Origin of the sequence: Kitasatospora sp. NPDC053057 (assembly GCF_044546945.1) — a bacterium.
Taxonomy (GTDB): Bacteria; Actinomycetota; Actinomycetes; order Streptomycetales; family Streptomycetaceae; genus Kitasatospora.
Window position 1 is genome coordinate 379489 of the sequence record NZ_JBITZP010000003.1, and the last position, 12389, is coordinate 391877.

Annotated in this window: 12 protein-coding genes, 1 tRNA gene and 2 pseudogenes; 8 read left to right on the forward strand and 7 right to left on the reverse strand. The window is 72.3% G+C overall.

The annotated features are described in order from the left end of the window. Nucleotides 1-35: 35 nt before the first annotated feature. From mug to ACIG5E_RS06380, 6 genes are all read right to left on the reverse strand, one after another. Nucleotides 36-578, reverse strand: coding sequence for a G/U mismatch-specific DNA glycosylase (gene mug / locus ACIG5E_RS06355; RefSeq protein ID WP_396531924.1), 543 nt, complete (start codon nt 576-578; stop codon nt 36-38). A 17-nt stretch (nt 579-595) separates the two neighbouring features. Next, complete coding sequence (locus ACIG5E_RS06360) at nt 596-1594, reverse strand: phosphatase PAP2 family protein (RefSeq protein WP_396531875.1); 999 nt, start codon at nt 1592-1594, stop codon at nt 596-598. Nucleotides 1595-1739: 145 nt separating this feature from the next. Further along, nucleotides 1740-2909 carry an aminopeptidase P family protein gene (locus ACIG5E_RS06365; protein ID WP_396531877.1) on the reverse strand — a complete coding sequence of 390 codons (1170 nt, stop codon included), beginning with the start codon at nt 2907-2909 and terminating at the stop codon, nt 1740-1742. Nucleotides 2910-2933: 24 nt separating this feature from the next. Beyond that, the gene (locus ACIG5E_RS06370; RefSeq protein ID WP_396531879.1) at nt 2934-4286 is read right to left on the reverse strand and encodes a dipeptidase; all 1353 of its coding nucleotides are present in this window, start codon (nt 4284-4286) and stop codon (nt 2934-2936) included. Nucleotides 4287-4295: 9 nt separating this feature from the next. Beyond that, nucleotides 4296-4421, reverse strand: a complete 126-nt coding sequence (locus ACIG5E_RS06375; RefSeq protein ID WP_396531881.1) for a hypothetical protein — start codon at nt 4419-4421, stop codon at nt 4296-4298. A 197-nt stretch (nt 4422-4618) separates the two neighbouring features. After that, entirely contained in the window at nt 4619-5902 is a 1284-nt protein-coding gene (locus ACIG5E_RS06380) for an MFS transporter (protein ID WP_396531883.1), read from the reverse strand. A gap of 147 nt (nt 5903-6049) precedes the next feature. On the opposite strand from ACIG5E_RS06380, the gene ACIG5E_RS06385 reads away from it, so the two are divergent. Continuing rightward, the gene (locus ACIG5E_RS06385; RefSeq protein WP_396531885.1) at nt 6050-6709 is read left to right on the forward strand and encodes an ArsR/SmtB family transcription factor; all 660 of its coding nucleotides are present in this window, start codon (nt 6050-6052) and stop codon (nt 6707-6709) included. A 42-nt stretch (nt 6710-6751) separates the two neighbouring features. Next, nucleotides 6752-7240, forward strand: a complete 489-nt coding sequence (locus ACIG5E_RS06390) for a hypothetical protein (RefSeq protein ID WP_396531886.1) — start codon at nt 6752-6754, stop codon at nt 7238-7240. Between the two features lie 250 nt (nt 7241-7490). Here ACIG5E_RS06390 and ACIG5E_RS06395 read toward each other — a convergent pair whose 3' ends face one another. Then, the gene (locus ACIG5E_RS06395; RefSeq protein WP_030284153.1) at nt 7491-7979 is read right to left on the reverse strand and encodes a YajQ family cyclic di-GMP-binding protein; all 489 of its coding nucleotides are present in this window, start codon (nt 7977-7979) and stop codon (nt 7491-7493) included. A gap of 218 nt (nt 7980-8197) precedes the next feature. On the opposite strand from ACIG5E_RS06395, the gene ACIG5E_RS06400 reads away from it, so the two are divergent. The 6 genes and pseudogenes from ACIG5E_RS06400 to ACIG5E_RS06425 all read left to right on the forward strand — a co-directional run. Further along, nucleotides 8198-8278, forward strand: a tRNA-Tyr gene (locus tag ACIG5E_RS06400). Nucleotides 8279-8491: 213 nt separating this feature from the next. Next, nucleotides 8492-9775 (forward strand): annotated as a pseudogene (locus ACIG5E_RS06405) (amino acid permease); the annotation flags it as partial. A gap of 160 nt (nt 9776-9935) precedes the next feature. Next, nucleotides 9936-10106, forward strand: coding sequence for a hypothetical protein (locus tag ACIG5E_RS06410; protein WP_396531888.1), 171 nt, complete (start codon nt 9936-9938; stop codon nt 10104-10106). Nucleotides 10107-10179: 73 nt separating this feature from the next. Beyond that, nucleotides 10180-10269 carry a K(+)-transporting ATPase subunit F gene (gene kdpF, locus ACIG5E_RS06415; protein WP_396531890.1) on the forward strand — a complete coding sequence of 30 codons (90 nt, stop codon included), beginning with the start codon at nt 10180-10182 and terminating at the stop codon, nt 10267-10269. Nucleotide 10270: 1 nt separating this feature from the next. Next, nucleotides 10271-11932: a potassium-transporting ATPase subunit KdpA gene (gene kdpA / locus ACIG5E_RS06420; RefSeq protein WP_396531892.1), complete on the forward strand. Its 1662-nt coding sequence runs from the start codon at nt 10271-10273 to the stop codon at nt 11930-11932. After that, nucleotides 11932-12389, forward strand: a pseudogene (locus tag ACIG5E_RS06425) (potassium-transporting ATPase subunit B); the annotation flags it as partial. The gene kdpA and the pseudogene ACIG5E_RS06425, both read left to right, overlap by 1 nt.

Genomic DNA, 12389 nt, shown 5'->3' on the forward strand with positions numbered 1-12389 from the left:
GCCGGCCGCGTCCCCGACCTCACGGGTCAGTACACCTAGCCCTCGACGCTTTCCCGGAGCTTGCGGAACTCGGCGGCCAGCGCGTCCAGGGTGTAGTGGGCGTTGAGGCCGCTCGGGTTGGGCAGGACCCACACCTCGGTGTCGCCGATGCCCTCCGGCTGGTGGCCGATCGCGGCCTGTCGCTTGCCGAAGGCCGTCCGGTAGGCGCCGATGCCGAGCACCGCCAGGACGCGGGGCCGCAGCCGCAGGACGCGGTCGCGCAGCGCCGCGCCGCCCGCGCGCAGTTCCTCGGGGGTGAGTTCGTCCGCCTTGGCGGTGGTGCGCGGGGCGACGTTGGTGATGCCGAGGCCGAGGGCGGGCAGCTCGCCCTGCTCGTCCGGGCGGTACTGGCGCCCGGTGAAGCCGGAGCGGTGCAGGGCGGGCCAGAAGCGGTTGCCGGGGCGGGCGAAGTGGTGCCCGGTGGCCCCGGACCACAGGCCCGGGTTGATGCCGCAGAACAGCACCCGCAGCCCGGGCCCGGTGACGTCCGGGATGGTGGTGTCCTGGGCGGCCCGCAGCTGTTCGGGGGACGGCTTCATCGGTGGCGGAGTCGGCTTCACCCGGCCAAGTCTGCCCCGGCCGCCACCGGCGCCGTACGGCGGTTGCGCAGCAGGCGCAGGCCGAAGACCACCACGGCCGCGTACGTCCAGCCGATGAGGACGTCGACGATGAAGTGCTCGGCGCCGTAGACCAGGGTGAACGCCATCGCGAGCGGATAGGCGACCAGCAGGGCCCGCAGCTTGCGCCCGGCGGTCGGCCAGAACAGGAACAGCAGCATCGCCGGGTAGGCGGAGTGCAGCGAGGGCATCGCGGCGACGTCGTTGGCGAACTGGCTGCCGTTCTCCAGCAGTGAGTCGGCCTGCGGCAGGCCCATGGTGGAGATGGTCTCCCAGACCACCCGGTGCAGCGGTGGCATGTCGCCCTGCTGGCCGACCAGCCACGGCGGGTCGGCCGGGTAGAGCAGGTAGGTGGCGAAGCCGGCGAAGGTCAGCGTGAAGTAGCAGGCGAGCAGTTCCCGGAAGCGCTGGTGGGCGCGCCGCCAGAGCACGGCGAGCAGGACGAAGACGACGAGGAAGTGCGAGAGGTAGACGGCCGTCGCCGCGTAGTCGTACCAGTGCGGTGAGCCCGGGGTGTAGAGCGCGTGCTGGATCCGTACGGTCCAGGTCTCGCCGAAGCCGAGCACCTCGTCGGCGCGCAGCTGGGGCTGCCAGTGCGGGGCCCAGGGGGTGTGGGCGCCGTAGCCGCGCAGCAGGGAGTAGACCCAGACCACGGCCATCACCGGGATCCAGTCGCGCAGCACCAGCAGGAAGCCGCGCCGGCCGTGGCCGCTGTGGACGGCGGCGGTCAGCAGGGCGCCGATCAGCCAGAGGAACACCACGTCGTTGGCGAAGGCCATGCCCTGGGTGGCCAGGAACCAGACGAAGGCGGTCAGGTAGGCCGGCCAGGCCAGCAGCCGCAGTCTCGACAGGCCGGCTCGGCGGTCGCGGGCGGTCACGGGGCGCAGTCGTCCGGCCCGCACCGGGGACGGTGGGGCCGGGCTGAGCAGCTTCGTCATGCTCACCGAAACTAGCAACGGAAGCTTGAAGGACTCTGGGTGAACTATGACCAGCCCGTAAGAAAGTCGCACGGTTGGGTCAAATCTCGCCGGGCAAAGGTCCCGAAACCGGGCAGGCGGGTTCGGGTCAGTCAGGTCGGTCGGATCAGGCCACGGTGCGGAGTTCGTGCGGAGTGTTGTTGAGGCGCCGCCCGCCGTTCGCGGTGACGGTCACGATGTCCTCGATCCGCACCCCGAACCGGCCCGGCAGGTAGACGCCCGGCTCGATCGAGAAGCACATGCCGGGCACCAGCGGCCGCTCCTCGCCCTCGACCAGGTACGGCGGCTCGTGGGTGGTGATGCCGATGCCGTGGCCGGTGCGGTGGATGAAGTACTCGCCGTAGCCGCCCTCGGTGATCACCCGGCGGGCGATCCGGTCGATCTCCTGGCAGCTCACCCCGGGCCGGACCGCCTCGAAGGCGCTCTGCTGGGCGAGCCGGACCAGGTCGTGCACCTTCCGCACCTCGGCCGGGGCGTCCGGACCGACGTGCACGGTGCGGGTGGTGTCGGAGCCGTAGCCGTCCTTGAGGCCGCCGAAGTCCAGCACCACGGTGTCGCCTGGGCGGATGATCCGCTCCCCGGCCTCGTGGTGCGGGTTGGCGCCGTTGGGGCCGGAGCCGACCACGGTGAAGTCGACCTGGCTGTGCCCGTACTGGATGAGCAGCGCGCCGAGGTCGGCGGCCACGTCGGTCTCCCGGCGGCCGGCGAAGGCGACCTCCAGGATGCCCCGGTAGGCGGCGTCCGCGGCGCCGCCGGCCGCGGCCAGGCGTTCCAGTTCCTCGGCGTCCTTGACCGCGCGCAGCATCGGCAGGGTCTCGGAGAGCGAGGTGAAGGCGGTGCCGGGCAGCGCGGACTGGAGGCCGAGCAGGTGCATGGCCCAGGCGTTGTCGGAGATGCCGTACCGCCCGGCCGGGTCGAACAGCGGGCCGACGGTGGCGTACGGGTCCTCGCCGTCGGACCAGTCGAGCAGGTCGACGGCCGGGGCGCCGACCGCCTTCTCGGCGTCCGGGCGCTCCAGCTTGGGGACGACCAGAGCGGGCCGGCGCCCGGCGGTGAGGACGAGGGCGGTGAGCCGCTCGGTGATCGCGGTGGGCTGGTAGCCGCACAGGTAGGTCAGGTCGGGGCCGGGGGCGATCACCAGGCCGGCCAGCCCGGCGGCGGTGGCCTCGGCGGTGGCCCGGGTCATCCGGGCGGTGTGGTCCTCGGTGGTGAACGGACTGGGCACGGTTCTTCCTCCTCGGGGCCGGGCGGACTGCTTCCTTCGACGTCCCCCCATGTTCTCCGGAATCCCGCAACCGCACTACGGCCAGCGGCTGTTGGCGAAGTGCCGGAGGAACAGCGCCTCGACGTGGGCCATCTTCCGGATCTCCTCCGGGTCGACGCTCTCGTTCGGCGCGTGGATCAGGCAGCGCGGCTCCTCGACGCCCATCAGCACGATCTCCGCCTCGGGGAAGGTGGCGGCGAGGACGTTGCAGAGCGGGATCGAGCCGCCCTGGCCGAGGAAGGACATCGGCTTGCCGTAGACCTCCTGCATCGCCTTGTCGAGGGCGGTGTACGCGGGCCCGCCGGTGCCCGCCCGGAACGGCGCGCCGGCTCCCTCCCGCTCCACGTCCACCCGCACGCCCCAGGGCGCGGCGGCCTCCAGGTGCGCGACCAGGGCGTCCTGGGCGGCGCGGGCATCGGCGCCGGGCGGCACCCGCAGGCTCACCCGGGCCCGGGCGGTGCCCGGGACGGCGGCGGCGGAGCCGACCACGGGCGGGCAGTCGATGCCGAGGACGGTGACGGCGGGGCGGGCCCAGAGCCGGTCGGCGACGGTGCCGGAGCCGGTCAGCCGGACGCCGTCCAGCACTCCGGCGTCGGCGCGGAACCGCCCCTCGTCGTACCCGACGCCGCTCCACGTCCCGGCGCAGTCCAGGCCGTCGATCCGGGTGCCGCCGTCGGCGTCGCGCAGTGAGTCGAGCATCCGGATCAGCGCGGCGAGGGCGTCCGGGGCGGGGCCGCCGAACATACCGGAGTGCAGGTCGCCGCGCAGGGCCCGGACGGTGACCACCACCTTGGTGACCCCGCGCAGCGAGGTGGTGGCGGTGGGGACGCCGACGGCGGCGTTGCCGGTGTCGCAGATCAGCAGGGCGTCCGCGTGCAACTCCCCGGCGTGCGGGGGCACGTACTGCTCCAGACCGCCGGTGCCCTGCTCCTCGGAGCCCTCGACCACCAGCTTGAGGCCGACCGGGACGTCCTCGCCGAGCGCCCGCAGCGCGGTGAGGTGCATGACGATGTTGCCCTTGCAGTCCGCGGCGCCACGCCCGTACCAGCGGCCGTCGCGTTCGGTGAGCCGGAACGGCGGGGAGCTCCAGGCGGCGTCGTCGAGCGGGGGCTGGACGTCGTAGTGGCTGTAGAGCAGCACGGTCGGGGCGCCGGGCGGGGGCGGGCGGTGGCCGATCACGGCGTGGCTGCCGTCCGGGGTCTCCTCCAGGTGGACGTCGCGCAGGCCGACCTCGGCGAAGGCGACGGCGACCCACTCGGCGGCCTCCCGGCACTTCTCCGGCGGGTACTGCCGGGGGTCGGCGACGGACGGGATGGCCACCAGCTCGGCCAGGTCGGCCTTCGCTCGGGGCATCAACTCGGCGATCCGGCGGGCGAGTTCGTCGGTCATCTGAAGCTCCTACTGGCGGACGGTGGTGCGCGGGTCGAGGTCGTCGATCCGGTCCTGGACGGCGGGGAGCCGGTCCGGGCAGTACACCGAGAGCACGATCGCCTCGGCCTCGGCCACCTCGCGGTCGGACAGCACCGGGCGCTGGCCGGGCCCGTCGGCGCCGTTGGACCTCCCGTACTTCCACCGCGCCTGGTTGAGCGCGTCCGCCGGGTCGGCGCAGACCGCGCCGCCGTCCTCACCCAGGGTGCGGGTGAGGGCGGGCCGTACCCGGCCAGTTCACCCGGTTGCCGCGTCCCCCGCATGCGGCGTGCGGCCGTGCGGGTGATCGACGGTCAGCCCTGCGCGGACGCCGGCGTGGCGGCGGGCCAGACGGCGCGGCGCAGGGTGCGGCTCGCGGTGGCGGGCAGCAGGGCGGCGGCGAGCACCCCGGCGATCGAGGCCAGTGCGACGGCGGGGGAGAGGTGGTCCAGCAGCAGGCCGGCGGCGAAGGCCCCGGCGGGCATCCCGGCGGTCAGCAGCGTCACGGTCGCGGCGATCACCCGGCCGCGCAGCTCGTCCGGCACCTGCCGGAAGACCAGCAGGTCGAGCATCACCCGCAGGGCCGGGACGCCGGCGCCGACCACGAACAGGGCGGCGAAGACGGTGACCGCCCCGCCGGGCAGCAGCGGCGCCAGCGGCACCGGCACGGCGGTCCAGGCCACGGCCAGCAGCAGCACGCCGGGGCCGGCCAGCCGGTGCAGCCGGGAGACCAGCAGCGTCCCGGCCAGCGCCCCGACCGCCTCGCCGGCCAGCGCCAGGCCGATCCCGCCGCTGCCGGTGCCGTGCTCGCGCAGCAGCACCATGACGGGCAGCAGCAGCGCGGCCCCGGTCAGGTTGATCACCAGCAGCACGGCCAGGGCGGGGCGCAGCAGCGGGGAGGCGGCGAGGACGCGGAAGCCGGCCAGCGCGCCGCCCTTCTCCCGCTGCTGCGGCGTGGCCGGACTGGGGAAGCGCACCACCAGGGCGGACACCAGCGAGACCAGCGAGGCGAACGCGGCGCCGAGGAAGGGCACCGAGCGGCCGAGCCCGAACAGGAACCCGGCCAGCGGCGGGCCGGCCAGCGCGGCGCCGCTCATCCGGGCCTCGTCCTGGGCGAGCGCCTGCGGCAGTTGCTCCGGCGCGACCACCGAACGCAGCGCCAGCAGCCGGATCGGGCCGGTGTAGGCGACGGTCGCGCCGATCACGGCGGCGACCACCAGCAGGTGGACCAGGGACGGCCGGCCGAGGGCCAGCGCGGCGGGGATGCTGGCGAGGGCCAGCAGTCGGGTGGTGTCGGCGACGAGCAGCACCCGGCGGCGGTCCCGCCGGTCGGCGATCGAGCCGCCGTGGACGCCGAGCAGCAGGGTGGTGGCCATCTCCACCGCGCCGAAGGCCCCGGCAGCGGTGGAGGAGCCGGTGAGTGCGAGCACCAGCAGGGGGAAGGCGGTCTCACCGATCCGCATGCCGAGGGTCGCGCAGGACTGGCCGATCCACAGGGCCTGGAACCGCAGGTTGCGCCGCAGCGGCACGGGCGGTGGCGGGTCCGCCGGTGCGGGCTCCGTCGCCCGCTCGACCGTCGCTGTGGTGTGCTCCGTCATGCCCCGACCCCCATCGTTAACCGTTCGCGTTAACCGTAATCGTTCACATCTACGTGAATGATTGCGCCTGCGTGAGTGATTGCGCAAGAGTGAGCGCTCATCGAGGCGTGATTGCGTGCGGAGCGGCCGATCTGCGAGGGTGGGCCCGTGGCCGAGCACGAACGGGAACCTACCGACGGGGACGAGCAGCAGCAGCCCACCACCTGGGTCAAGGAGCGCCAGGTGGGCGATGTCGCGGTGCTCAAGGCACTGGCCGACCCGCTGCGCCTCGCCATCCTCGGCGCACTGAAGGCCGCCGACGACCGGCCGCTGACCGCCAAGGAGCTCGCCGCCGAGCTCCGCGAACCGCAGACCAAGCTCTACCGGCACATCAAGCAACTGGAGAAGGCCGGGCTGATCCTGGTGGCGGGCACCCGGCTGGTGTCGGGCATCGTGGAGAGCCGCTACCAGGTCGCCCAGGACTCCATCCGGCTCGCCCCGGAGATGTTCACCGCCGACTCCCCGGCCCGCTTCGAGGCGTACGACGCCATGCAGGCCGCGCTCGACCGGGTCCGCGGCGAGTTCCGGGCCCACGTCGCCGACGGGCGGCTGGACTTCGGCCGCCCGCAGGGTGGTTCGGGCGCGCCGTCCGGCCTGTTCGCGGACTTCGCGCTGCGGCTCGAACCGGAGCGGCTGGCCCGGCTGCAGGCCCGGCTCAAGGAGCTCCTCGACGAGCTGACCGCGGAAGGTCCGAGTACGGCCGATGACGCCGTGGACGTGACCTTCTTCACCCTGCTCTACGGTCTCCGGCCGGGCACGGAATCATAAATTCCGGGCCGACTGTCGGTGCGGTGGGACAGCATGTCCGGCATGTCGTATGAACTCCAAGCGCTGATAGGCATGTTGGAGCTGCTGACGGTGGCGGCCGCGGAGGTGCCGGCGGCCCGGGTGGTGCCGCTGGCACAGGGGCTGGCGCTGATCCCGGTCACCTCCGCCGTGCTGTCCGCGCTCCAGGGCGACGCCGCCGTGCCGAAGCCCGGCGGCGGGGCGGGATTCGGCTGGCACCCGGACGGTTTCGAACTCCGGCTCGCCGCCTGGTCCAAGGCCGGTCCGATCGCCTGCGTCGAGGCCGAGTACTTCGGCGGCAGCGGCACCCAGCGCGCCGCCGTCTGGTCGGACGGCCGGGTCGTCCTGGGCCCGCTCAGCAGTGGCGAGTTCGAGCCGGCGCCGGCCGAGGGCACCCCGATCTCCCGGGCCCTGCGGCGGCTCGGCGGGTACGTCGAGCCGGGGCGGGTGGACGAGTTCGACTCGGTCGGGCTGGGCGCGCACCGCAGCACCGCGGGCTGGGCGGCGGGCTGAGGCCGCGGGAGCCGGCGGCGCGTCAACACGACGCGCCGCAGTACCCATGCCTGCCACCCGGATGGCCGCCGTGCTGACCGCAGCCCTCGCGCTGACCATGGTCGCCACGGCGTCCGCCGCTGCCGCCGGCCATGGAGCCGCGGACCCACCCCGCCGACGCGAACGGCCCCGCCCCCGGATCCTTGGAACTCAAGGATCCCGGGAGCGGGGCCGTGCCGTCGTGCCCCGCGGACGGGGAGCGACGGGTCGACTAGCGGTAGTTCACGAACTGGATCGCGAAGTCCAGGTCCTTGCCCTTGAGCAGGGCCTGGACGGTCTGGAGGTCGTCGCGGCTCTTGGAGCTGACGCGCAGCTCGTCGCCCTGGACCTGGGCCTTGACGCCCTTCGGGCCCTCGTCCCGGATGATCTTCGCGACCTTCTTGGCATCCTCCGTGGTGATGCCCTCCTTGATGTTCGCGAAGATCTTGTACTCCTTGCCGGAGAGCTGCGGCTCGGCGGCGTCCAGAGCCTTCAGCGAGAGGCCGCGCTTGACGAACTTCGTCTGCAACACGTCCAGGATGGCCCGCACGCGCTCCTCGCCGTTGGCCTTCATCTCGATCTTCTCGCCCGAGCGGCTGATCTCGCCGCCCACGCCCTTGAAGTCGAAGCGGGTGGCGATCTCACGGGAGGTCTGGTTGATCGCGTTGTCGACCTCCTGCCACTCGACCTTCGAGACGATGTCGAAACTGGAGTCGGCCATGGGTGTTGGTCTCCTTGATGCTCTGGCTTCACTGACACGGCCCGCCCCACCGGGACGCCCGCGGCCCAAGCCTATCCAGCGCCACCCCGGCCCCGCCCGTGACAGCCGCGCCGCGGTCCTTGATCGTCGCGTGATCTATCGAGTGGCGGAACACCCCCGGGGATCAGGTATGGTTTACCAAGTCGAACGGGGCGCGAGCCTCGGGAAACGAAAATCCTGGCTGGTTGCCCGAGCGGCCAAAGGGAGCAGACTGTAAATCTGTCGCGCAAGCTACGCAGGTTCGAACCCTGCACCAGCCACAGGATAGAGAAACGGCCCCCGATCTGCGGAAACGCGGATCGGGGGTCTTTTCGTGCGCCCGGACGCCACCGGGGGCCGTTATTGCGCATTGCTTGCAATTACGTCCTGCAGGCAGCAGAGTGGGAGGCCGGGGGTGGGAGTCCTTCGAGCTGATCGTCTTCCCAACCGGCGCCCGCCGGGACAACGGCTCACCCACCCCCGCCAACAGCCTCGTCCTCGCCATCCTGGCGATCATCGTGGTCGGCCTGTTCCGCGACGCCCCGGCGAGCACCGAGGCCGCCGCCGGCCACGCCTCGGTGCTCGCTGAGAACGCCACCGCGGTCGGTGCGCTGCTGTTGCTCAAGGCCTTCGCGGCCGGCTGCTCGGCGCTGACCGGCGTCGAGGCGGTGGCCAACGCCGTCCCCTCCTTCCGCACCCTGCGGGTGAAGCGGGCCCAGCACACCGAGGTCGCGCTCGGCGCCCTGCTCGGCGTGATGCTGATCGGCCTGGCCGTCCTGATCGGCCGCTTCCACCTCCGGCCGGTCGACGGCGTCACCGTGCTCGCCCAGCTCGCCGACGCCTCGCTCGGCCACGGGATCTGCTTCTACGTCGTCCAGTTCACTGTGGTCCTGCTCGGCCTGGCAGCCAACACCTCCTTCGGCGGCCTGCCCGTGCTGATGGACCTGCTCGCCCGGGACAACCACCTGCCGCACGTCTTCGCGCTGCGCGCCGACCGCCAGGTGTACCGGTACGGCGTGCTGTTCCTGACCGTGGTCTCGGCCGCGCTGCTGGTCGGCTCCGGTGGCGACGTCAACAGCCTGGTGCCGCTGTCCTCGATCGGCGTGTTCGTCGGCTTCACCGTCTGCCAGGTCGGCATGGTCCGGCACTGGTACCTGCACCGCCCGGCCGGCTGGCGGCGGAAGGCCGCGCTGAACGGCTTCGGGGCGCTGCTGACCGGCGTCGCGGCGATCGTGGTGACCGGCACCAAGTTCACCGAGGGCGCCTGGGGCATCGTGGTGGCCCTGCCGTTGCTGGTGGTGCTGTTCGAGGCGATCCACCGCAGCTACGCGCGGATCGGCGAGTGGCTGGAGCTGGGCCGGGTGCCGGGTGCGGTGACCCGGCAGCGCAGCCTGGTGGTGGTCCCGGTGACGGCGATCACCCGGCTCACCCGGGACGGCCTGTCGGCGGCGCTGTCGCTGGGCGACGAGGTGTTCGCGGTGACCGTGGTGCACGACCCGGCCGACGCCGAGACGCTGCGCCGGGACTGGGAGCTGTGGCAGCCCGGGGTGCCGCTGCTGGAGATCTCGGAGGACCACCGGCGGCTCGGCCCGCCGATCGCCGCGTTCGTCAACCGGCTCGGCGAGGAGCGCGCCCACGACCGGCTCACCGTGCTGATCCCCGAGGTCGAGCCGGCCCACTGGTGGCAGCGCGCGCTGCAGAACCGGCGCGGCGCCGTGATCGACCGCGCCCTGCGCCGGCACACCGACGCGGTGGTCTGCCGGCTGCGGATGCGGATGTGACCAGCGGCGCCGGGAACGCGCACGGCCCCGGACGGCGAGCTGCCGTGCGGGGCCGTTCGTCGTCCCACCACCCGTGCGCGTCAAGGTCCCGTCAACGCGGTGCCCGCACCCGTATGGAGGGCGTCAGGGCCCCCTGAACGCGCCCTTGACGGCTGGTTTGCTGCATCTGCCGGTCGTCCGCCGGCGCCGCACGGAAGTCCTTCGGCCCGTCCGCGGCATCTCCCGAACCACGCTGGTGGAGCCCATGTCCGATCTCATCTACGTCGGTGTCACGGTCGCCGTGTTCGCCGTCATCGCCCTGATCGCGCGGGGGGTGGAGAAGCTGTGAGTGAGCGCAGCGAGCGAACCATCGAGAGGTGCGGGTTGCGCGAAGCGCCTGCCGAGCGCAGCGAGGTGGGCGCATGAGCGTGGAGAACATCACCGGCCTCATCGTGGCCGTCGCTCTCGTCGGCTACCTCGTCGTGGCGCTGATCTTCCCGGAGAAGTTCTGACATGGGATCCACTCTCGCGGGCTGGCTGCAGGCCATCGCCCTGGTCGGCGCGCTGGCCCTGTGCTACCGGCCCCTGGGCGACTACATCGCCCGCATCCTGACCACCTCCAAGCACCTCAGGGTCGAGCGCGGCATCTACAAGCTGATCGGTGTCGACGGTGACGCCGATCAGCGCTGGCCGGTGTACCTGCGCTCGGTGCTGGCCTTCTCGGCCGTCTCGGTGCTCTTCCTCTACGGCCTGATCCGCCTCCAGGGCCACCTGCTGCTGAACCTGGGCGTTTCGCAGATGGAGGGCCACCAGGCCTGGAACACCGCGATCTCGTTCGTCGCCAACACCAACTGGCAGTCCTACAGCGGCGAGTCCGCGATGGGACACCTGGTGCAGATGGCGGGCCTGGCGGTGCAGAACTTCGTCTCCGCGGCCGTCGGCATCGCCATCGTGGCCGCGCTGATCCGGGGCTTCACCCGGAACCGGACGGACCGGGTCGGCAACTTCTGGGTCGACCTCATCCGGATCAACCTGCGGCTGCTGCTGCCGATCTCGATCGTCTTCGCGCTGGTCCTGGCCGCCAACGGCGTGATCCAGAACTTCCACGGCTTCACCGACGTGACCACCCTCAGCGGCGAGGTGCAGAAGATACCGGGCGGCCCGGTGGCCTCCCAGGAGGTCATCAAGCTGCTCGGCACCAACGGCGGCGGCTTCTTCAACGCCAACTCGGCGCACCCGTTCGAGAATCCGACCGGGTTCACGAACTGGCTGCAGGTCTTCCTGATCCTGCTGATCCCGTTCGCCCTGCCGCGCACCTTCGGCCGGATGGTCGGCGACAACCGCCAGGGCTACGCGATCGTCGCCGTGATGGGCCTGTTCTGGGTCGCCTCGGTGGCCTTGCTGACCTTCGCCGAATCGCAGCACGGCGGCACCGCCCTGCAGGCCGCGGGCGCCGCGATGGAGGGCAAGGAGCAGCGCTTCGGCGTCGCCGCCAGCTCGCTGTTCGCCGCCTCGACCACGCTGACCTCGACCGGCGCGGTGGACGCCTTCCACGACTCGTTCACGCCGTTCGGCGGCGGGCTGACCGTCTTCAACATGATGCTGGGCGAGATCGCGCCCGGCGGCACCGGCTCCGGCCTCTACGGCATGCTGATCCTCGCGATCGTGGCGGTGTTCGTGGCCGGCCTGATGGTCGGGCGCACCCCCGAGTACCTGGGCAAGAAGCTCGGCGGCCGGGAGATGAAGTTCGCCTCGCTGTACATCCTCACCACCCCGACCATCGTGCTGATCGGCACCGGTGTGGCGATGGCGCTGCCGGGCGAGCGGGCCGAGATGCTCAACTTCGGTGCCCACGGCTTCTCCGAGGTGCTGTACGCCTTCACCTCGGCCGCCAACAACAACGGCTCGGCCTTCGGCGGCATCACCGTCAACACCGACTGGTACGACACCGCGCTCGGCCTGGCGATGGTCCTCGGCCGCTTCCTGCCGATGGTCTTCGTCCTGGCGCTGGCGGGTTCGCTCGCCCGGCAGCAGCCGGTTCCGGCCACGCCGGGCACTCTGCCCACCCACAAGCCGCTGTTCGTGGGCCTGTTGTCGGGCGTGATCCTGATCGTCGTCGGCCTCACCTACTTCCCGGCCCTGGCTCTCGGGCCGATCGCGGAAGGTCTCTCCTGATGTCCACCCCTACGCTCAACCCCGCACCGGCCGACACCGAGGCCGAGCCCGCCGCGCCGCACAGAGTGTCGGGCGGCCTCCTCGACCCGAAGCTGATCGTCGCGTCCCTGCCGGACGCGGTGAAGAAGCTCGACCCCCGGGTGATGGTCAAGAACCCGGTGATGTTCGTGGTCGAGGTGGGCTCGGTGGTCACCACCGTCTCCGCGATTGCGAACCCGTCGGTGTTCGCGTGGTCGATCACCGTCTGGCTCTGGCTCACCACGGTCTTCGCCAACCTGGCGGAGGCCGTCGCCGAGGGCCGCGGCAAGGCGCAGGCCGACACGCTGCGCAGGACCAAGACCGAGAGCGTCGCCCGTCGGCTCACCGACTGGCCGGCCACCCAGGACGAGGAGGAGGTGCCGGGGACGGCCCTGCGCCTCGGGGACCACGTGGTGGTCGAGGCCGGGCAGATCATCCC

Coding starts and splice junctions, on each gene's coding strand:
- mug (WP_396531924.1), bottom strand. CDS start 578: ATGAAGCCGTCCCCCGAACAGCTGCGGGCCGCCCAGGACACCACCATC.
- ACIG5E_RS06360 (WP_396531875.1), bottom strand. CDS start 1,594: ATGACGAAGCTGCTCAGCCCGGCCCCACCGTCCCCGGTGCGGGCCGGA.
- ACIG5E_RS06365 (WP_396531877.1), bottom strand. CDS start 2,909: ATGGGGGGACGTCGAAGGAAGCAGTCCGCCCGGCCCCGAGGAGGAAGA.
- ACIG5E_RS06370 (WP_396531879.1), bottom strand. CDS start 4,286: ATGACCGACGAACTCGCCCGCCGGATCGCCGAGTTGATGCCCCGAGCG.
- ACIG5E_RS06380 (WP_396531883.1), bottom strand. CDS start 5,902: ATGACGGAGCACACCACAGCGACGGTCGAGCGGGCGACGGAGCCCGCA.
- ACIG5E_RS06390 (WP_396531886.1), top strand. CDS start 6,752: ATGTCGTATGAACTCCAAGCGCTGATAGGCATGTTGGAGCTGCTGACG.
- ACIG5E_RS06395 (WP_030284153.1), bottom strand. CDS start 7,979: ATGGCCGACTCCAGTTTCGACATCGTCTCGAAGGTCGAGTGGCAGGAG.
- kdpF (WP_396531890.1), top strand. CDS start 10,180: ATGAGCGTGGAGAACATCACCGGCCTCATCGTGGCCGTCGCTCTCGTC.
- kdpA (WP_396531892.1), top strand. CDS start 10,271: ATGGGATCCACTCTCGCGGGCTGGCTGCAGGCCATCGCCCTGGTCGGC.